This window comes from Taklimakanibacter deserti, from assembly GCA_003574785.1.
The window spans coordinates 484,479-503,512 of sequence record QORU01000001.1 but is presented as its reverse complement, the minus strand read 5'-3'; the positions used below and the strand labels follow the sequence as shown (position 1 = coordinate 503,512).

22 protein-coding genes are annotated in these 19,034 nt (G+C 62.9%); 7 read left to right on the top strand and 15 right to left on the bottom strand.

What is annotated here, in order from left to right:
* Positions 1-15 precede the first annotated feature (15 nt).
* A complete protein-coding gene (locus DS839_RS02415; protein ID WP_119268675.1) occupies positions 16-435 on the bottom strand; it encodes a lysozyme inhibitor LprI family protein in 420 nt (139 codons plus the stop codon).
* 86 nt (positions 436-521) lie between these two features.
* On the bottom strand, positions 522-908 hold the full coding sequence (locus DS839_RS02410; protein ID WP_119268674.1) for a hypothetical protein: 387 nt from the start codon (positions 906-908) through the stop codon (positions 522-524).
* Between the two features lie 144 nt (positions 909-1,052).
* Here DS839_RS02410 and DS839_RS02405 point away from each other — a divergent pair, with 144 nt between their 5' ends.
* Positions 1,053-1,706 (top strand): dihydrofolate reductase family protein, encoded by a 654-nt coding sequence (locus tag DS839_RS02405; RefSeq protein ID WP_119268673.1) that lies wholly within the window; start codon positions 1,053-1,055, stop codon positions 1,704-1,706.
* A 6-nt stretch (positions 1,707-1,712) separates the two neighbouring features.
* On the opposite strand, the gene DS839_RS02400 is transcribed toward DS839_RS02405, so the two are convergent.
* The 7 genes from DS839_RS02400 to DS839_RS02370 all read right to left on the bottom strand — a co-directional run bounded on the left by DS839_RS02400 (position 1,713) and on the right by DS839_RS02370 (position 7,057).
* Complete coding sequence (locus DS839_RS02400; protein ID WP_368911066.1) at positions 1,713-2,105, bottom strand: DoxX family protein; 393 nt, start codon at positions 2,103-2,105, stop codon at positions 1,713-1,715.
* A gap of 19 nt (positions 2,106-2,124) precedes the next feature.
* On the bottom strand, positions 2,125-2,553 hold the full coding sequence (locus tag DS839_RS02395; RefSeq protein ID WP_119268671.1) for a VOC family protein: 429 nt from the start codon (positions 2,551-2,553) through the stop codon (positions 2,125-2,127).
* Between the two features lie 36 nt (positions 2,554-2,589).
* Positions 2,590-3,300 carry a helix-turn-helix domain-containing protein gene (locus tag DS839_RS02390; protein WP_119268670.1) on the bottom strand — a complete coding sequence of 237 codons (711 nt, stop codon included), beginning with the start codon at positions 3,298-3,300 and terminating at the stop codon, positions 2,590-2,592.
* Between the two features lie 37 nt (positions 3,301-3,337).
* On the bottom strand, positions 3,338-4,600 hold the full coding sequence (gene fabF, locus DS839_RS02385; protein ID WP_119268669.1) for a beta-ketoacyl-ACP synthase II: 1,263 nt from the start codon (positions 4,598-4,600) through the stop codon (positions 3,338-3,340).
* Positions 4,601-4,604: 4 nt separating this feature from the next.
* Entirely contained in the window at positions 4,605-5,120 is a 516-nt protein-coding gene (locus DS839_RS02380; protein WP_119268668.1) for a winged helix-turn-helix transcriptional regulator, read from the bottom strand.
* Between the two features lie 93 nt (positions 5,121-5,213).
* The gene (locus DS839_RS02375) at positions 5,214-6,131 is read right to left on the bottom strand and encodes a cation diffusion facilitator family transporter (protein WP_119268667.1); all 918 of its coding nucleotides are present in this window, start codon (positions 6,129-6,131) and stop codon (positions 5,214-5,216) included.
* A gap of 29 nt (positions 6,132-6,160) precedes the next feature.
* A complete protein-coding gene (locus DS839_RS02370; RefSeq protein WP_119268666.1) occupies positions 6,161-7,057 on the bottom strand; it encodes a LysR substrate-binding domain-containing protein in 897 nt (298 codons plus the stop codon).
* A gap of 125 nt (positions 7,058-7,182) precedes the next feature.
* Here DS839_RS02370 and DS839_RS02365 point away from each other — a divergent pair, with 125 nt between their 5' ends.
* A complete protein-coding gene (locus DS839_RS02365; RefSeq protein ID WP_438816491.1) occupies positions 7,183-8,142 on the top strand; it encodes a threonine dehydratase in 960 nt (319 codons plus the stop codon).
* 53 nt (positions 8,143-8,195) lie between these two features.
* Positions 8,196-9,107, top strand: a complete 912-nt coding sequence (locus tag DS839_RS02360) for a cyclase family protein (RefSeq protein ID WP_119268664.1) — start codon at positions 8,196-8,198, stop codon at positions 9,105-9,107.
* Positions 9,108-9,110: 3 nt separating this feature from the next.
* Here DS839_RS02360 and DS839_RS02355 read toward each other — a convergent pair whose 3' ends face one another.
* From DS839_RS02355 to DS839_RS02335, 5 genes are all read right to left on the bottom strand, one after another.
* A complete protein-coding gene (locus DS839_RS02355; RefSeq protein ID WP_119268663.1) occupies positions 9,111-9,623 on the bottom strand; it encodes a cupin domain-containing protein in 513 nt (170 codons plus the stop codon).
* Positions 9,623-10,363 carry an NAD-dependent epimerase/dehydratase family protein gene (locus tag DS839_RS02350; protein WP_119268662.1) on the bottom strand — a complete coding sequence of 247 codons (741 nt, stop codon included), beginning with the start codon at positions 10,361-10,363 and terminating at the stop codon, positions 9,623-9,625. Before DS839_RS02350 ends, DS839_RS02355 begins: the two co-directional genes overlap by 1 nt.
* Positions 10,364-10,450: 87 nt before the next feature.
* Positions 10,451-11,854, bottom strand: a complete 1,404-nt coding sequence (gene pdxR / locus DS839_RS02345) for a MocR-like pyridoxine biosynthesis transcription factor PdxR (protein ID WP_368911064.1) — start codon at positions 11,852-11,854, stop codon at positions 10,451-10,453.
* A gap of 19 nt (positions 11,855-11,873) precedes the next feature.
* Positions 11,874-12,236, bottom strand: coding sequence for a cupin domain-containing protein (locus tag DS839_RS02340; protein ID WP_119268660.1), 363 nt, complete (start codon positions 12,234-12,236; stop codon positions 11,874-11,876).
* A gap of 12 nt (positions 12,237-12,248) precedes the next feature.
* Positions 12,249-12,773 (bottom strand): class I SAM-dependent methyltransferase, encoded by a 525-nt coding sequence (locus DS839_RS02335; RefSeq protein ID WP_162918243.1) that lies wholly within the window; start codon positions 12,771-12,773, stop codon positions 12,249-12,251.
* Positions 12,774-12,953: 180 nt separating this feature from the next.
* Here DS839_RS02335 and DS839_RS02330 point away from each other — a divergent pair, with 180 nt between their 5' ends.
* From DS839_RS02330 to DS839_RS02315, 4 genes are all read left to right on the top strand, one after another.
* On the top strand, positions 12,954-15,332 hold the full coding sequence (locus DS839_RS02330) for a caspase family protein (RefSeq protein WP_162918242.1): 2,379 nt from the start codon (positions 12,954-12,956) through the stop codon (positions 15,330-15,332).
* Between the two features lie 18 nt (positions 15,333-15,350).
* Complete coding sequence (locus DS839_RS02325) at positions 15,351-16,250, top strand: nuclear transport factor 2 family protein (protein WP_119268657.1); 900 nt, start codon at positions 15,351-15,353, stop codon at positions 16,248-16,250.
* Positions 16,251-16,317: 67 nt separating this feature from the next.
* Positions 16,318-17,220 carry a nuclear transport factor 2 family protein gene (locus DS839_RS02320; protein ID WP_119268656.1) on the top strand — a complete coding sequence of 301 codons (903 nt, stop codon included), beginning with the start codon at positions 16,318-16,320 and terminating at the stop codon, positions 17,218-17,220.
* A 59-nt stretch (positions 17,221-17,279) separates the two neighbouring features.
* A complete protein-coding gene (locus tag DS839_RS02315) occupies positions 17,280-18,182 on the top strand; it encodes a nuclear transport factor 2 family protein (protein WP_162918241.1) in 903 nt (300 codons plus the stop codon).
* Here DS839_RS02315 and DS839_RS02310 read toward each other — a convergent pair whose 3' ends face one another.
* Positions 18,183-19,031, bottom strand: a complete 849-nt coding sequence (locus DS839_RS02310) for a hypothetical protein (RefSeq protein ID WP_119268654.1) — start codon at positions 19,029-19,031, stop codon at positions 18,183-18,185.
* Positions 19,032-19,034 lie beyond the last annotated feature (3 nt).

The window sequence follows — 19,034 nt, the reverse complement described above, 5'->3', positions numbered from 1 at the left end:
CTCAAGCCGCGGCGATCAATTCGCCGGGACCGGGCAGCTCAAATCGCCTTCCTCGCATTTGAGATAGGATTTGAAGTCCTCGATCCGGCTCTTCGTCTCAGTATCGAGGCACATCGAATAGATCATCGGACCGATGCTGCCCCCCGCAGTAGCGGAGGATTGAAAGTTGCATTCCCCATCGCGGAAGGCGACCCAGGCGCGCTGCGCCGTCACCAAGAGCTTCGTCCTGTCGGCATCGCTCTTGAGCCGAGCCTCGATCTGCTTGTAGAGCTTGTTCAACTCGGCGTCCGATTTCTTGAACACCTTGTCATAGCACTCATTCAGCCCCGCCTGGCCGCCTTGCGCATTGTCGCATTCATCGGCATGCGCGCGTTGCGAGAGCGCGACGATGGCCAAAGCCGAGATAGCGACAAAGATAGCGCGTGAAATCCCCATGGAAAGCCTCCTTGTTCCGGACCATTTACCGCCGCTTGCTTCCGATTATAGTCATTGTCGATGAATGCGCGAGGGCGAATGGTGCTTCAGCACGAGCGCAAGATGCGCCGGACGAACAAGACCGCGGATGTCCCGGACTTTTCCAATCTGCCGCGAATGATCACGCAGTCTTTGTTTCGCCAGGGGGCGGCGATGCGCCGTATCACGGGTTTCGGTCCACGCAGAGACGGCAAGGGGCCGAGATAGAGCGGATGCGGCCCCGGAGCCTCGGCGCCCTGTGAGATGGCCATCGCATTCCACGGCGGGCAAGGCGTCGTGAAGCACATGATCCGCAGCGGACTGACACGCAAGAGCTCCAGGACGCTGCGCGTCTCAGCATCGGGCGCTGAGAGACAGGCAACGCCCAGCAGGGCGATACCGGCCAGAATATTGACGTGGCGAGCAGGCAGCCGCCGCAATTGGGCACTCGGCATTTTGCAGAATCTCCTTCCCCGAGGTTTGAAAGGCTCGGTGGCAATTTTGCGGCCTGGCGGGCAGAAACCGCTTGCATTTCGCAATCACTTTGGTTATAACCAGTTGCATAATAAAACTGGTTATTGAAAAAATGGAGTTCCCCCATGTCGAAGCTGATTGTCCGCGCCTTTTCGATCTCTCTCGACGGCTATGGCGCCGGCCCGAACCAGAGCCTCGCCGATCCGCTGGGTGAGAATGGCGAGTCCCTGCATCAATGGATCTTCCCGACCAAGACCTTTCGGTCGATACAGGGCAAGGAGGGCGGCGAGACCGGAACCGACGACGATTTTGCCAAGCGTAGCTTCGAGAATGTCGGCGCCTGGATTCTCGGCCGCAACATGTTCGGGCCTGTGCGGGGCCCGTGGCCGGATGAGAGCTGGAAGGGCTGGTGGGGCGACAACCCGCCCTATCATGTGCCGATCTTCGTGCTCACCCATCATCCGCGTCCTTCCCTGCCGATGGAAGGTGGCACGGTGTTCCACTTCGTGACCGACGGCATCGAATCGGCTCTGCGGCAGGCAAAGCAGGCCGCCAAGAGCAAGGACGTGCGGATCGGCGGCGGCGTCGCCACCCTCCACCAGTATTTGCGCGCCCAACTCATCGACGACATGCATATCGCCGTGTCGCCGGTCCTCCTCGGCAAAGGCGAGAATCTCTTCGCCGGCATCGACCTGCCGGCCCTGGGCTATGCGGTGACCGAGCGGATCTCGACACCCGCCGCCACGCATCTCACCGTGGCGAAAACGCCACAAGCTTGAGCTTCATCAGTCGCGGCGGACCGGGAAGAGCGCCCGCAATCCTTCGTCGCGCAGATAGAGCCCGCCCCAGGCCAGGATGCCGAGATAGACGCCGAACAGCATATGGCTGAAGACCGGGCTGCCGGCGCGCAAATGCGTCAGAACCGTTGCGCCATAATAGCCGGTGAGCAGCACGGCGCCCAGCACCGAGGTCCGCGGATAGGCATAGAGTGCCGTGCAGACGAGACCCAGAATGCCGAGGCCGCGCGCGAAGCCGATGCTCGTGGGAAGGCCGAGCGCCGCGCTCGATTCGGTGACGGCTGCGATCGGCACCAGCTTGATGGCGCCGTCGAAGACCATGAACAGGATGACGAGAGCGCTCAACACATAGCCGGCCCAGATTGTAGTCTTGCTGTTCATGGCCATCCTGTCCCCCTGCTCACCCTTGTTGTGCCACACCACCGCCGCTGATCGTCCATGGTGTCCCGAAGCGATCGATCAGCATGCCGAAGGTCTTGGCGAAGAACGAAGGCTGCAACGGCAAGAGCACCATGCCGTTCTCGGCCAAGGCATTGAACACGCGGTTTGCCTCCTCGGGCGATTCATAGGTGAGCGCCACGGAAAAGCCTTTCATGCCCTCATGGGCGCCACCGCCCATCCGATCGCTTGCCATGAGGACGCCGCCATCGGCAAAGGAAAGCTGCGCATGCAGGACCCTGTCGGGGGATGTTCCCGGCATCCGCGCCGCATCGGGCATGTCGCCGACGCGCATGAGGTTGTCGAGCTTGGCGCCGAGAACTTTTTCATAATGGCGCATGGCCTCGGCCGCCGTTCCGTCAAAGGAAAGATAGGTGTTGATCTTCGGCATGCGCGTCTCCCCCTGTAAAGCGCGCCGACCATAGCCTCACGAATGCGAGGCTGTTTTGTATAAAAACGACAACTGCTCTTCCTGGCTCAGGACATCCGCCGGCGTTTGCCCGATGAGCCGCTTGATTGACCTCGCGAGATGCGACTGATCGAAGAAGCCCGCTTCATGGACGGTGTCGAGAATGGACACGCCGCGCCTGAGAAGCTGCGTGGCGTGGCGGGCACGCTCGATCTGGCGATACGTCGCCTGCGTCATGCCGGTCGCCATGCGGAAATGCCGCTGGATGGAGCGCAAGGAAAGCGCTTCATGGTCACCGGCAAGCGCCGCCTGGACGGCGCCGTCACGCGAGACGAACCCGTTCTTCACCAGACGCGCGACGAAGCTTTCGGCATTTTCGAAGCTCGGATATTCCCAAACGTCATCTTCGAACCAGAAGGAATGATCGGAAAGCGAGGGCAGATCCACATCCTGCCGATCGATGAGACGGCTGACGGGCAGCTTCGGCATGAAGGTGCCGAGCTTGAAGCGGATGCCGAGCCATTCCCCGTCCGCCGGACAATCGGCCATCGTCGCCTTTGTTTCGGGGCCGCGGATCGTGAGATAGGTCCTGCCGCGATGACGGGTGACCGCCATTTCCCAATGCGGCGAGGCGATGGAATGGAAGAGGCCGGCGCGCTCGCTATGGCAGTGCCACACCCTTTCGATGAAGGGCGAGTCTGACGGCCTGTCTTCGAAAACCAGGAACACGCCAAAGCCTCCTGTCTTTCTCACTCCATCGAGTCAATCACGTCCATCGCCTGAGCACAATACTGGCATTGACGCCGCCGAAGCCGAAGCCGTTCGAGATGGCGTGATCCATGGTCATGGGCCGCGCCTTATTGGCGACGAGGTCGACACCCGCGGCTGCGTCATCGGGATCGTTCAGATTGAGGGTCGGCGGCGCCACCTGGTCGCGCAGAGCGAGAATGGTGAAGATCGCCTCCAATCCGCCCGCCGCGCCCAGCAAATGACCGGTGGCTGATTTGGTGGCGCTGACGGCGATGCCGCCTTCCCGTCCGAACACCGACTTGATGGCTTCGAGCTCACCCAGATCGCCGACCGGCGTCGACGTCGAATGCGCATTGAGATGCTGCACATCGCCCGGAGCGATGCGAGCCTGGCGCAAGGCGGCCGCCATGGCGCGAGCCGCACCCTCGCCGTCTTCGGGCCCCGACGTCATGTGATAGGCATCGGCCGAGGTGCCATAGCCCATGATCTCGGCGATCGGCGTGGCGCCGCGCGAACGCGCATGTTCCAACTCCTCGATCAGCAGCACGCCCGCACCCTCGCCCATGACGAAGCCGTCGCGCCCCTTGTCGAAGGGCCGCGAGGCCTGCTTCGGCCGGTCATTGAAACCTGTCGACAGCGCCCGCGCCGCAGCGAAGCCGCCGAGGCTGACGAGATCGATGCAGGCCTCGGTGCCGCCGCACAGTGCGACATCGGCTTCGCCGGCGCGGATCAGGCGTGCCGCATCGCCAATGGCCTGCACGCTCGCCGCGCAGGCGGTGACCGGCGCGCCGAGCGGTCCCTTGAAGCCGTGGCGAATGGAGATCTGGCCGGCCGCGAGATTGGCGAGGAAGGAGGGAATGGTGAAGGGCGACAGGCGGCGGACGCCGCGCTGGTCGGTGGTGCGCACCGCCTCGACCATGGCCGGAAAGCCGCCGATCCCCGACGCGATGATCGTCGCCGTGCGGTCGGCCTCATGGGCGTCGGCCGGATGCCACCCGGCCTGGACGATCGCCTCGGCCGCCGCCAGCAGGGCGAAGAGGATGAAACGATCCATCTTGCGATGATCCTTAACCGGTGCGGCCTTCTCGGGGTCGAAACCGCCTTCCGGATCCTGTGTTTTCGCCGGAACGAGCCCCGCGACCTTGGCCGGCAGCGATGCCGCCCATTCGGGCAACGTCGAAAGGCCCGATCGGCCGGCGATCAGGCGCGACCAGGCGAGCTCGACACCGCAGCCCAGAGGCGAGACGAGACCGAGACCAGTGACAACGATGCGGCGCATGGCTTCATCCTTTCGGGTTGGCGTTCTCCGGGCGCATGGCCCGGATCATGGCAAGGCGCTGATGGGTCCGGGGTGTGGCCCGGGGACCGGGAATGAGAGCGGCATCGCCGAGCGTGATCGGCTCTTTGCTGCGGGCATCGACCAGGATCGGATCGAGGCGTTGCGCGGTCTTGCGCGAGGCGATGAGGACCGTCTCGCCCTTGGGGGCCAGGTGCTTGTTGCCCCAGGCGAAGATCGCCATCACCACTGGAAATAGATCGCGGCCTTTCGCGGTCAGCACATAGTCGTGACGCGGCGGCCGCTCACTGTAGAGGCGGCGCTCGAACAGGCCGGCTTCCGTCAGATGCGCCAGACGCCGCGACAGGATGTTGGGCGCGATGCCCAGGCTCTTCTGAAATTCGTCGAAGCGAGTAAAGCCCTGGAAGGCGTCGCGCAGGATGAGGATGCTCCACCACTCGCCGATGCATTCGAGCGAGCGCGCCACCGGACATTCGACTCCAAAGGCTTTCTTCGGTTGCATGCGAAGGGCATAGGCCGGTCACTATCAAAATGCAAGCCACTCAGTTTTGCGCATCGGCTTATCCGAAAACCGCCCGCACTTTTCGGGCCGATGCTATATTTTGAGCTCCCCTTCCGCCTCGCGCAGCGCCTGATCCTCGATCTGGATCGTCGTATGGTCGAGGCCGAAGCTCGTTTTCATCAGCTCGTTGGCATTCGTGAGAATGCCACGCGCTCGCGTCATGTCGGCGACGACCAGATGGCAGCTCATCGCATCGAGCCCCGAGGTTATCGTCCAGACATGAAGGTCGTGAACGGCCGTGACGCCGGGGATAGCAAGGAGCTTGCGCTCCAGGAGCGCCATGTCGACTTCGGGCGGCGTTCCTTCCATGAGGATATGGATCGCCTGTTTGAGGAGGATCCAGGTGCGCGGAATGATGAACAGGCCGATCCCGGCGCCGATGAGGGGATCGGCCGGTGTCCAGCCGGTGAACATGATGACAAGGGCCGCGACGATGACGCCGAGCGAGCCCAGCATGTCGCTGAACACCTCGAAATAAGCGCCTTTTACGTTCAGGCTTTCCGATGATCCCGCCGACAGGAGCTTCATGCTGATGATGTTGACGAGGAGGCCCGCCGCGGCCACCACCAGCATGGGCCCGCTCAGGATCTCCGGTGGATGCAGGAACCGCTGATAGGCCTCATAGAGGATATAGATCGTGAGCAGCAGCAGGACCACGGCATTCACCAGGGCCGAGAGAACCTCCATGCGGACATAGCCATAGGTCTTTTGCGGCGTGGCGGGCCGTTCGCTGAAACGGATGGCGACCAGCGCCAGAGCGAGCCCACCCGCATCGGTCAGCATGTGGGCCGCATCGGCGAGGAGCGCCAGGCTGCCGGTCAGCAACCCGCCGATCACTTCGACGGCGACGAAGGCAACGGTCAGCACCAGCGCCCAGGCCAGCTTGCCCTTGTGCCGCCCGGCGGCGGTCCCCGGGGACGCTCCCGTCCCATGCGTATGCCCGGTACCCATTCGGCCCCTACTCGCTCACGACCGCATCATCATGACACAACAGCGGCCTCAGCCACCAGCCAATCGCGGAAGGCGACCAGCGGTGCGTAGTGGCCGCGTTCCGCTGGGCTGACGAGATAATATTTCTCCGGACTCGGCTGTGCTTGCGCGAAGGCCGGCACGAGCTGGCCCGCCGTGAGCTCTTCCTCGATCAGAAAGGTCGGCATGAGGGCTAAGCCCAGACCGCTGCGCGCGGCACGGATGACCATCTCGAAATGGTCGAACATCATGCCGCGAATGTCGTCGTCGCGTTCGCCTTGGCGCGCCAGCCAGCGCTCCCAGGCATCCGGCCGCGACAGCAGGATCAGGAGCGGCGCCTGGCGGATGTCTTCCGGCGACTTGAATGAATAGCGGGTCACCAACTCGGGCGCGCCGACCGGCAGGACGCTCTCGCCGAAGAGCGGCGTGAAGGTGGCATCCGGCCATTCGGGCTTGCCGAAATGGATCGCCGCATCGATCGAATCGAGATTGAAGTCGAAAGGCGTCATCCGCGAGAACAGGTTGAGGTGAATGCCTGGGCAGTGCAGGGCGAAACGCGGCAGCCGCTGCGCCAGCCAGCGCGTGCCGAAGGTCGGCAGGATGCCGAGGGTGAGCGAGCCCCCTGAGGGATTGGCGCGGATATTGAGCGAAGCGGTGCTGACCCGTCGCAGGGCTTCGCGGATGTCGCGCGCATAGCTCTGCCCGGCGAGCGTGAGGCGGATGGTCTGCTTGTCGCGCACGAAGAGCTCGAGCCCGAGCTGGTCCTCGAGCGCCTTGATCTGGCGGCTGACGGCGCTTTGGGTGAGATCGAGCTCGCGCGCCGCATTGGAGATGCTGCCCGTCCGGGCCGCCGCCTCGAATGCATGAAGCGCGTGGATGGGCGGGAGAAGCCGCCGGGGGATCTGCATGCCTATTCCGATATGGAATGATCTATCTCCCATTTATTGATTTCTCGGACTGATCTTTCAAGCGAGATTTTGCGCCCGCCCAAAGCCCTCCGGAGGTCCAGATGACGGTCAATATCGAGCCCTTCCTGTTCAGCCGCGCGGAGCTCGAGGACGCCACCGGCATCGTGCGCCAGTCTTTCGCGCCGACGCCTCAGATCGCCTGGCCGCTTCTCAAGGAGCGCAGCGGTGCCGAGGTCTGGGTCAAGCATGAGAACCATCTGCCGACCAGCGCCTTCAAGGTGAGAGGCGGCCTCGTTCTCGCCGATGCGCTGAAGAAGGGCCGCTATGGCAAGGTCCCGCGCGGCATCATCACGGCGACCGTCGGCAATCATGGCCTCAGCCAGACCTATGCCGGCCGCAAAGCGGGCTTCGCCGTCACCATCGTCGTGCCTGAGAACAACAACCCCGAGAAGAACAAGGCCCTCAAGGCGCTCGGCGCCGAGCTGATCGAGGCCGGCCACGACTATAGCGCCGCCTATGACAGCGCCGCGCGCATCGCGCGCGAGCGCGATCTCTTCGTCATCGAGCCGTTCCTGCCCGAGCTGATGCGCGGTGTCGCGACCTATGCGCTCGAATTCTTTACTGCCCTACCCGATCTAGACACGGTCTATGTGCCGATCGGCATGGGTTCGGGCATATGCGGCCTGATCCGCACCCGCGATCTCTTGCAACTCAAGACCCGGATCGTCGGCGTGGTGGCCGAGAACGCGCCCGCCCATGCACTCTCCTTCAAGGCGGGCCAAGTGGTGACGACGAACAGCGCCGGCACCTTTGCCGACGGTGTCGCGGTGCGGGTCCCCAAGCCCGAGCCCGTCGCCATCATCCACAAAGGCGCCGACCGGATCGTCACAGTCAGCGACGAAGAGATCGCGGATGCGATCCGCTTCTATCACGAGGACACGCACAATACCGCGGAAGGTGCGGGCGCCGTGCCGCTGGCCGGTCTCCTCCAGGAACGCGAGCGAATGAAAGGCAAGAAGGTCGGTGTGATATTGACGGGCGCCAACATTTATCGCCCGCTCCTCGCCCGCATCCTCGCGCAATAGGCCGTTGCGCTCTCCAGCATGGACATGACATATGGTCCGAACAGGAGAGCACCATGACCGAGAAGCGCGTGTGTTTCGATTTCGAGGTGGATTTCTCGAATGGCGGCGGCATCCAGGGCCAGGATTTCCGTCTCGACATCGAAGGTGACGACATCGCCGATGACGCCCTTGCCGCCTATATCATCCGCGACATGCGTCTTCTGATGGTGGGCGAGGTGCGCATCCTCAACAAGAAGATCATCGCCGAGCGCCACAAGCGCCAGGCTTCCCCTGCCCCCGTGACCGAGACTCGCGGCGCGAGCGGTCATCTGATCGATCTCAGCCACACGATCGAGAACGGCATGATCACCTATAAGGGCCTGCCGGCGCCCCTGATCTGCGATCATCTCTCACGCGCCAGGTCGCGCGAGATCTATGCCGAGGGCACGGAATTCCAGATCGGCAAGATCGAGATGGTGTCGAATACCGGCACCTATATCGACGTGCCGTTCCACCGTTATGCCGACGGCCATGACCTCTCCGAGCTGGCACTCAAGCGCGTGAGCAACATCCCGGCCGTCGTGGTGCGCGTGACAGGTGCCGAGGAACGCGCCATCGACTGGCATCATTTCGTCCCCGTCACGTGCCGCGGCCACGCGGTGCTCGTCAATACCGGCTGGGACAGGCACTGGCGAACCGATCAGTATTTCGAGGGTCATCCCTTCCTCACCGAGAAGGCCGCCGTCTATCTGCGCGATCAGGGAGCACTCCTGGTCGGCATCGATTCCCTCAACATCGACGACACGACCGGCGGCACACGCCCGGTCCACACGGTCCTGCTTGCCGCCGAGATCCCGATCGTCGAGCACTTGACCGGCCTTGGCGCCTTGCCGGCGGAGGGCTTCCGTTTCACCGCCGTTCCGCCGAAGGTGAAGGACATGGGCACTTTCCCGGTCCGCGCCCACGCCCGTCTCGACCGAGCTTAGCGTTCACTCGAATATCGTCAGCGGCCCGCAATCGTCTTCGGCAATGAAGGTGGCGAGAAGCGAGGCGGGCTCCGTCATGCTGGCATTCTCGGCGAACATATGGATCGTGCCCGGCGGCTCGAACCAAGTCTGTCCGATGCCGAATGTCTCGGCTGGGCCGTCGTTCAGTTGCGATCGCACCTGGCCCTTGAGCACGAAGGCCGTGACCGAGCCTGGGTGGCGGTGGCGCGGCGAATAGGCGCCGGGTGGAAATTCCACCACCACGGTAGTGATCGACTTGCCGGGCACATTGGGCAGCTTTTCGCAAGAGACGGGCCGGACGATGGTTGCCGGACGCTGCGCTGCGATACCCTTGTCTCCGGCATCGGCACTCATGGTCATGCCGGGATGATTCAGGTCCTGTCGGGATGATCCATGAACATAGAAAATCGCGGCCGAAGCAGCCACGAGTCCAAGAAGCGGCAAACTCAACTTGAGAAACTTGTTCGGTTGTTGCGGAACATGAATATCGCTCATCACGCTGTCCTTTCTGCCAGGCGGAAATCGGCGCGCCAGCCGAGCGCGTCCATCGCCTTGCGGCTTGTGGCCTCCCCTCGCGGTTCGGCGATGTTGAAGATGCCGGGCTGCCAATGTTCGACCGCGCAGAGCGCCGCGTAGGCAGCCGCCTCCACATGCAGAGGTGAAGGGCCTTCAGGCTTGTCGCGGCCGGTATCGGGCCCATAGAAATTGCCATAGCGCAGGACGACGCCCTCGAGCGGCGGCGAGCTCAGGACCAGCGTCTCGAGCGCGATGATGCCGCGCATGGTGATGGGCTTGGTCCGTTGCGCATCCACATCGAGCGGGTCCCTCTCGGTGTAGGGCGGCTTTCCTTCAGCATAGGCCCAGGCAATGCTTTGGGCGATCATCCGGCGCACACCGGCGCTGAGCGCGCCCTGTACCAGATTGCGTGTCCCCTCCTCCCTGATCCGCGCATTGCGCAGGGCCGCCTCGCCCATGAGGCTCGGATCGAGGCGCGTGGGAAGATCCGTCAATTGATGGATGATCACATCGGGACGCGCCGCGACGATCGCCTGAGCGAGCGCCTCGGCATCGAAGACATCGACCGCGACATAATCGGCGCCGAGGGCGCTCATGGTCTTGGCCGATTGCGGCGATCGGCCCATTCCCGTCACCTGGTGCCCGGCGCCGACCAGGAGCTTGACAAGCGGCAAACCAACAACACCCGACGCGCCGGCCAGAAAAACGCGAACGCCCATGATTCCGATCCGTAGTTTATGAGGCAGCAGAATGCCGTGTTGGCGTGCCGAGTCCCAGCACCAAGAATGAGCGGAAATCCTGGACCATCACGAAGATGACCGGATCAGCTCGCAAAGCTTGGCGCAGGTTTTCTCGAGCCCGGGGCCGGCGGCATTGGTCACGCTGAGAAGCAGGCCCGGCTGCGCCGGCTCCGTTGCATGCCAGGGCGACAAAGCGCGCGGCAGCATGTCAAGACCGATCGCTTGCCGGACGATGCCGACGTCATCGGCTCCCTCCGGCAGACGCACGAGGACGGCAAGACCGGCCATGGCCTCGACGGGCGCCACGTCGCGCAAGAGCGCCATCAATCCATCGCGGCGCGCGGCATAGAGCTTCTTCATCCGCCGGAGATGGCGCAAATAATGTCCGTCGCGCATGAACTCGGCGATCGCGTGCTGCGCCGTGGCATTGGCGGCCGGCACCAGGCAGGCCGCGATATCGCCAAACCGCGGGATCAGCTCTTGCGGCACCACGATGAAGCCGAGGCGTAGTGCGGGATTGATCGTCTTCGAGAACGATCCGAAATGGATGACTTGGGCGTCGCGGTCGAGCGAGGCAAGAGCCGGCGCCGCGCGCCCGCTGAGCTGCAACTCGCTCAGATAATCGTCTTCGATGATCCATGCCCCGGCCCGCCTCGCCCAAGCGATGAGTTCTTCTCGCCGCTGCGGCGAAAGCACCATGCCGAGTGGCGCCTGCTGGCCGGGCGTCACGACGGCGACCGCTGCCTGGCGCGCTTTGTCGATGCCTTGCGCAACCACGAGGCCCTCGCCGTCGACGTCGATCGGCGCGATCGCAACGCCGGCGAGTTCCAGCGCCTTGCGCGTGACCGGAAAGCCCGGCTCTTCCACCCAGGCGGTGGCGCCTTTGAGATCGAGAGCTTGGGCGATGAGACCGATCGCACCGGCATAGCCGCCGGTGATGAAGATTTGCCGGGGCGCGCAATGCAGGCCGCGCGCCAGCGCCAGGTAGGAGGCGATCTCACGGCGCAATTCCGGCTCGCCGCGGGGATCGGGATAGCTCGCAGGCCAGGCGGCGACGGTACGCGCCGCGCGCGCCATGATGCGCGCCCAGGATTTGAAGGGAAACGCATCCTGGGCGGGCACACCCAATTGAAAGAGCTTTGGCGGCTGAGAGAAACCGGCGAAAAAGCCTGCGAGCGACGCCTGGGCCATGTCCTCTTCACGCGAGCTCGGTTGACGCGGCTCGGCCGAGACATGCGTGCCCGCCGGACCCGAGGCAACGATCAGCCGGTCATCGATCAGCCTTTCATAGGCGGTCTTGACGGTGCCGCGGGCAACGCCGAGCTGGGCGGCGAGATCGCGCCATGACGGCAAGCGTGCGCCGGGCTCAAGCCGGCCTTCCCGGACAGCCTTGCCGATGCCGTTGCTGATCTGCTCGGCGAGAGGTGTCTTTGCTCTGCGCGAGAGTTCGAGCCTGAAGGGACCCGTCACTTGGATCGGTCGCGAGATTTCAGTCGAGCCATTCGGTGATGAATTTGCCGCTCTCATGGATATCGATCATCTCCAAAGGACCGGGCCCGGCATTCTTGAAGCCATGCGGCACACCGGCGGGAACGACGAAGATCTGTCCCTCGCGGCCTTCCATGGTTTCGTCGCCGATCATCAAGGAAACCCGCCCCTTCCGCACGACGAAGGTCTCGGCGTAGGGATGCCTATGCAGGCCGACCCCCGCGCCGACCTTCTCGACCAGATTGGCGATGACGCAGATTTGCGCGCCTCGGGCAGCCCCTTGCCACTCGCCGGCGAAGCGCTCGGGCGCGGTCAGCCAGTCTTCCGGCTGCGTGATGGTGATCGAGGATGTGGTCTGCAGCATTTTTCTCTCCGATTAGCGATGAAGGCCCGCGATCAGGCAGAGTTGCGGTGAACCCCGCACGTCCTTCACTATGGTTTTCCGAATGACAAGCCCACTGCCTGAAAACCCGGCGGCGACCTTGTCGGCGATTTCCTGGCGGCGGCCGGATTCGGGCGGCTCGTAGAACAAATAGAGCGTTCCCTTCTCCTTCAGGCGCTTTCTGACCACCGGAAGCTCGGCGCTGGGATCCGTCCAGAACAGATTGACATTGATGGCGAAGATCTTGTCGAAGCGATTGCCGTCACCCACAAGATCGCGCAACGGCGAATGAACGAAGCTCGCTCTGCCCGATGCCTCCCATGTGCTGTTGCGTTTCCTCGCGGCAGCGATGGCGTTCGCCGACCGATCCAGGCCGAGGATTCGACCGCTCGTCAGTTGGGGCGCGACCAAGCCCACCGCAACGCCGCGGCCACAGCCGACCTCCAAAAGCGAATCGGAGCCCTCGGCGGCGACGATGTCGACCGCCCAGCCGATCCGTTCCGGTATGGCGAAGGTCATATGCCCATTATGGCCCTCGCGCTGGGCAGCGATCAATTGCGGTCGCAAAACCGGCCGCCTTTTTCCGTTCTGCCGCCACAAACGCCGAGCATATCTGACTTGCCCCAAGGGCATTAGAGTCTAAGATCGCCTGGCGACGACCGGTAAGACAGAACCGCTGGATTGCTTAAGGACGGCAAATTGACAATCTCGGAACTTGATCTATGGCTTTCCGGCCGTGTCGAGCGGCTGACCGGCGAGCGGCAGGCGCGGGTCACGCGCACGCCCGAATTCCTTACCCGATTTCCCCTCAAGCCCTGGTGCGCTGATCCCATGATGAAGAAATTTTTGCTCGCCGGCACGGCAAGCGTCCTCCTCGCTCTCTCAGGTCTCACCTCCGCCACGGAGGCCAAGACCCGCATGCTGCTGGTCGGCGTCGCCGACTACAATGAGGAATCGGGCATTCGCGACCTCTTGGGCCCGCGCAACGACGTCTCGATCCTGTGGCGCCTGTTCAAATCGCGCGGCGTAGCGCCCGAGGACATCACCGTGCTGAGCGACGGCGTCCCGCAAGGAGCCGATTATCCGGTCCTCAATGGCGCGGCGACCATTGGCAATATCCGCGCCGCCTTCGACAAGATCGCCGCCGAGACCGGGCCCGACGATGATTTCGTCTTCTATTATTCGGGCCACGGCACCCGCCAGCCCGACAATGATCCGGCCGCCGAGATCGAGCCCGAGGCCGACGGCTATGACCAGGTGCTCCTGCCTTCCGATGTCGGCGCCTATGACCCGACGGGCGAGGGCATCAAGAACGCGCTCGTCGACGACGAACTCGGCCAGAAGCTGGATGCGATCCGCGCCAAGGGCACCTTCGTCTGGGCGATCATCGACTCCTGTCATTCGGGCACGGTGACCAGGGGCGACAGCGTCACCCGTTCCATCGACCCGGCCGCGCTCGGCGTTCCGGAGAAGAGCGAAACGGCAGGCAGCGCAAGCGCCACACGCGGCGGCACCCGCAAGGGCGCTATCGTCGGCAAGAATGAGAACGACCTCGTCGGCTTCTATGCCGTCGATGCCTTCGACGAGGCGATCGAGCGTCCGTTCGCCGGCTACAGCCTGCCGATGGTGGGCGACGGCAAGACCCAGCGCATGGGCGTCTTCACCAACGCCTTGCACCATGCATTGACCCAGGGCACCGCGCAGACCTTCGCCGATCTGGCGCGCGAGATTTCCGCCGATCTGACGACCGACCGTTCCGGCGGCCGCGTGCCGCAGCCGGTCTTCGACGGCGTGCTGGACCGGCCGGTACCGGGTGCGAGCAGCAAAGGCCCGCGGCTCATCACGTCGCTGGTGGCCGATGAAGCGATCACCATTCCGCAAGGCGTGCTGCATGGCTTCGAATTGGGCTCGCGCGTCGCTCTCTATGCCCCGGGCAAGAGCGATGCGCCGATCGGCAAGGCCGAGATCACCGCGGCCGAAGCGGCTTCGAGCCAGGCCGGTAACATTGTCTGGGAGCCGGGTGCGGAGAAGATCGAAAAGGGTCCGATCGCCGTCAGGCTGACCGAACAGGCGGTGAGCTTCCGCTTCGCTGTGTCGCCTCCGCCCCAGGCGGATCTCACCGATAAAGCTCAGTCGGACACGGTGTCGGAAGCCGTCGAGAGGGCCTTCGGCAAGGACTCGGGCTCTTCCGAGATCGGCATCGCCTTGGGCGAAGCCGGCAATCCGGACAGCGATGTGCTGCTCAGGGTTCAGAACGGCCGTCTCTGGATCATGCGCCCCGACCGTCCGCTCGACATGACGGCCGGCAGCTTCGGCGAGACGCCGAGCCTTCCGATCGACGCCGATCCCAAGGCGCTCGCCGAAAAGGTGAAGCAGGCGGTCTGGTCGCTGTCGCGCGCCGAGAAGCTGATCCGCTTCGCCGCCTCCGTCGGATCGTCGCCGGAGGAGAATGCCGACCGGCCGGAGATCACCGCCACCATCGCGCGCAAGGGCGACAAGAGCGCCGATCCTTCGACTGCCTGCGGCAAGCCCGACAAGACCGATCCGGAGAAGTCGCTCGCCGCCTTCTCCCCGCAAGGTGTGGGCAATTGCGACACCGTGCGCTTCAAGATCGCCAACGAGACAGATCAGACCTATTATATCGCCGCTTTCTACGTCGATGCGCTGGGCGGCGTTTTCCCGCTGTCGAACCAGGACAAAGCGCGTGGCTGCGTGCGAACACTCTATTCGGGATCCGGCGAAGTGACCTACACCATCCAGATCAATACCTGGGATGCCAAGGAGAAGAAGCCGGCCGCGATCGGCACCGAGAATGCGGTGATCCTTGCCATCCCGCAGGATTCGACCAAGATCGCGCCCAGCATGTGCTCCTTGATCCAGCCCACTTTATCGGCCATGCAGCAGACGAGAAGCGTGGAGGACAGATCCGCCACCCGCGGCTCGGCGCAGGGCAAATCGCTCAAAGTCCTGCTCGGCGGCATCACCGGCTCGGCGACCCGCGCCGCCTCGATCCAGGAGGATGAGACAGGCGGTCCCGCCATGAGCTCGGCTCTCTTCACCTTCGATGTGCGGCCCTAGAGCATCGCGAGGCGCGTCATGACACCGAAGATCCTGCGCCAGATCAAGACGCGCTACAAAACGTGGGATCGCGGCAAGGGCAAGACCGGAGCGCTCTTCGTCGATCTGTTGTCCGACGATGCGACTTTCCGGTCGATCGGCGGCGGCGTCGAAGCGATGAAGTTTACCCGCCCTCACAGCACCAAGGAAAAGATCAGTGCCTATTTCGAGGAGCTGATCCGCGACTGGCAGATGATCTTCTACACTGTCCGTCTGTTTCTCGTCGACGGCAACACGATCGCCACGGTCTGCGAATGCGCCTGGAAGCACAAGCATACGGGCAAGATCGTCCACTCGCCCAAGCTCGACATCATCCGGGTGAAGAACGGGAAGATGCACGACTTCTTCGAGTATTTCGACACTCATCAGGCCTATGCGGCCTGCGTGCCGGACGGCACCGTCGACACGCGCCGGCCGAAGCCGCTCTATAAATGGAGCTCAACACGAACGGTGAGCGGGGCGACGACAGCGACCCGTGACAATGTCAAGCTGCTCAAGAAGCTCTATGCGCGATGGGACGATACCAAAGGCGGCAGCGCCGACGCGTTCATCAAGGTGCTGGCGCCCAATGTCCTCTGGGGCTCCCTCGGCGCCGGCACCGGTCCCGTCGCCTTCACCAGGACGCGCCTGAGCCGTCAAGAAGTCCGCCAGTATTTCAAGGAGCTCGGATCGGCCTTCCAGATGGATCACTATACGGTCCAGGAGTATATCGCCGCCGGACCCTTCGTTCTGGTGCTGGCAGAGGTCTCCTTCACCAACCGGAAGACGGGTAAGATCTTCGTTTCGCCCAAGGCCGATCTGTGGCGCTTCGCTCACGGCAAGGCCACGGAATTCTACGAATATTACGACACCGCGAAAGCGGTCGCGGCCGCGGCATAATAACGAGAATGACCTAGCGGCAATTTTGTGTTAGAAGGGCACCACCTCAGGCAGGAGGGGGAGTATCATGTCAACACAGGCCCTGAATCGGATCAGATCGTGTTATCGGGCATGGGACCGCGGCAAGGGGTCGACGGGCGAAAAGTTCGTGGAGTTGATGGCTGATGACGGCTCCTTCCGTTCGATCGGCGCGGGTGCCCAACCTATGCCGTTCACGCGTGATCACACGACGAAGGACAAGGTTCGAACGTATTTCAGGGAGCTCGACCGCGATTGGAAGATGGTCTTCTACCATGTCCGTACTTTTCTCGTGCAGGGCAACACGGTCGCGATCGTATGCGAATGTGCTTGGAAACATAAACATACGGGCAAGGTTGTCCACTCCCCCAAGCTCGACATCATGCGCTTGAAGAAGGGCAAGGTCTCCGATTTTTTTGAGTATTTCGATAACCACCAAGCCTACGCCGCGTGCCACAAGGAGGGCATATGCCACGTTCCAGAGAAACCAACGCCGCTTTATAGACCGGGCAAAGCGCAGACGGCGAGCGGCGTCACGCAAGCGACCGCCAATAATGTGAAGAAGCTCAAGAAACTTTATGCCCAATGGGACAAGACCAAGGGCGGCAGCGCCGATGAGTCGATCGGCATCCTGGCGCCCAGTGTGGTCTGGGGTTCGCTTGCCGACGGCGCCGATCCTATTGCTTTCACCAAGACGCGCAAGACCCGAGACGAGGTGAGGGAATATTTCCGTGGATTGGAATCCGCGTTCAAGATGAACTATTACAACGTGAAGGAATATATCGCCGGCGGCCCCTACGTGCTGGTGCTCTCCGAGATCTCCTTCACCAACAGGAAGACGGGCAAGACCTTCGTTACGCCCAAGGCCGATCTCTGCCGTTTCAACCGCGGCAAGGTGACAGAGTTCTATGAGTATTACGACACCGCCGCAGTGATGGCGACGGCGGCTTAGAGTGAATGATCCAAAGCAGCTTTCATACCAGCCTGATGCTCTTCAAAGGGAAAAGTGTCATGTCATCAAAGATCGTGAATCAGATCAGGTCGCATTACCGGGCATGGGACCGCGGCAAGGGATCGACAGCCGAAAAATTCCTGGAATTGATGGCGGATGACGGCTCTTTCCGTTCGATCGGCGCCGGGGCGCAGCCCATGCTGTTCACCAGCGACCACAGCACGAAGGACAGGATCCGCGAGTATTTCAAGGGTCTCGAGCAGGACTGGAAGATGATCTTCTACAATGTCCGCACCTTCCTGGTGCAGGGCAATACGGTCGCGGTTGTCTGCGAATGCGCGTGGAAGCAGAAGCATACGGGCAAGGTCGTGCATACGCCGAAGCTCGACATCCTGCGCCTGAAGAAAGGCAAGATCACCGACTTCTTCGAGTACTTCGACAATCATCAGGCTTACGCGGCATGCTCCCCCGAGGGCGTCTGCACCGTTCCGCAAAAGCCGAAGCCTTTCTACACGTCGGGCAAGTCGCAGACGGCGACTGGCGTCACCGCAGCAGCGGCCAATAATGTGAAGACCCTCAAGAAACTCTATGCCCAATGGGAGAAGAGCAAGGGCGGCAGCGCCGATGCGATTGTCGCGACATTGGCGCCCAATGTTCTTTGGGGCTCGCTCTCCGCCGGCGCCGATCCTGTTGCCTTCACCAAGACGCACAAGGGCCGCGAGGAGGTACGCGACTACTTCCGTGGATTGGTGGAGGGCTTCCAGATGAATTATTACAAAGTGAAGGAGTATGTCGCCGGCGGCCCGTACGTGCTGGTGCTCGCGGACATCTCCTTCACCAACAAAAAGACCGGCAAAAGCTTTGTTTCGCCCAAGGCCGATCTGTGGCGTTTCAACCGCGGCAAGGCCACGGAGTTTCACGAATACTACGACACCGCCGCGGTGATGGCGTCGACGGCCTAGCTATTTCGGCTGCCAGCCTTTTTCGAGCGCCGCGATCAGGTCGGCGGTCACCTTGTCCTGCGGCAACGCCCGCAACTGGCGCACCGCCTCGAAGCGCCAAGCGCCGTTCTGCTGCGCCGCGAGCCAGACGGCTTCGACCTCACCGCGATTTTCCCTGGCCTTGACCTTGTCCGGCGCTTTCGGTGCGACCTTACGCAGGTCGAAGGCGATGCGCAATTTCCGCTTCCTGGCATCCGTCACGATGACCGCGAATTTGCTGCCGCCGATCCTGGCCATCGGGATCTCGATCACCCGCTCGGTTTCGGCGAAGGCCTTGCCGCCCTTGCCCTCATCAATGAGGACCGTGAAAGGCCCCTCGCCGCCCGTCCAGGTCACCCGCAACGGCTGCGAATTCCGCAGCACGTGATTGCGCCCGCGCATCGCGAGCGGCGCCTTCATCTCACCACCGCCCTTGGCCACCAGGACGGAGAGTGAATCATCATCGTCATGGCTGAAGAGAATCTCGGCGATCTGCCCGATAATATCGAAACCGTCATCGCCGCTCGGCATCTCGCCCGCGATTTCCTTGCGCATGAGCTTGCCCGAGACCACGAGATTGCCCTCTTGCGCCAGGTTCAGCGTGATCCGGCTCGCTTCATCGCGGATGAAGACGGAATCATCGTCGTAAAGCGGCATCAGCAGCTTCGGTGCGAGCTCCTTGCCGTCGCGTACGACGACTGTCCCCTTCTCGGCATCGGCGCCTTTGAGCTCATACGCCATGATGTAGCCGGCCGGACGCGGGTCTTCCGCCGCAGCCGGAACGCAAAGACCGACCAAGAGAAGCACTGCGCAAAAGAATGGCTTGAGCACCGG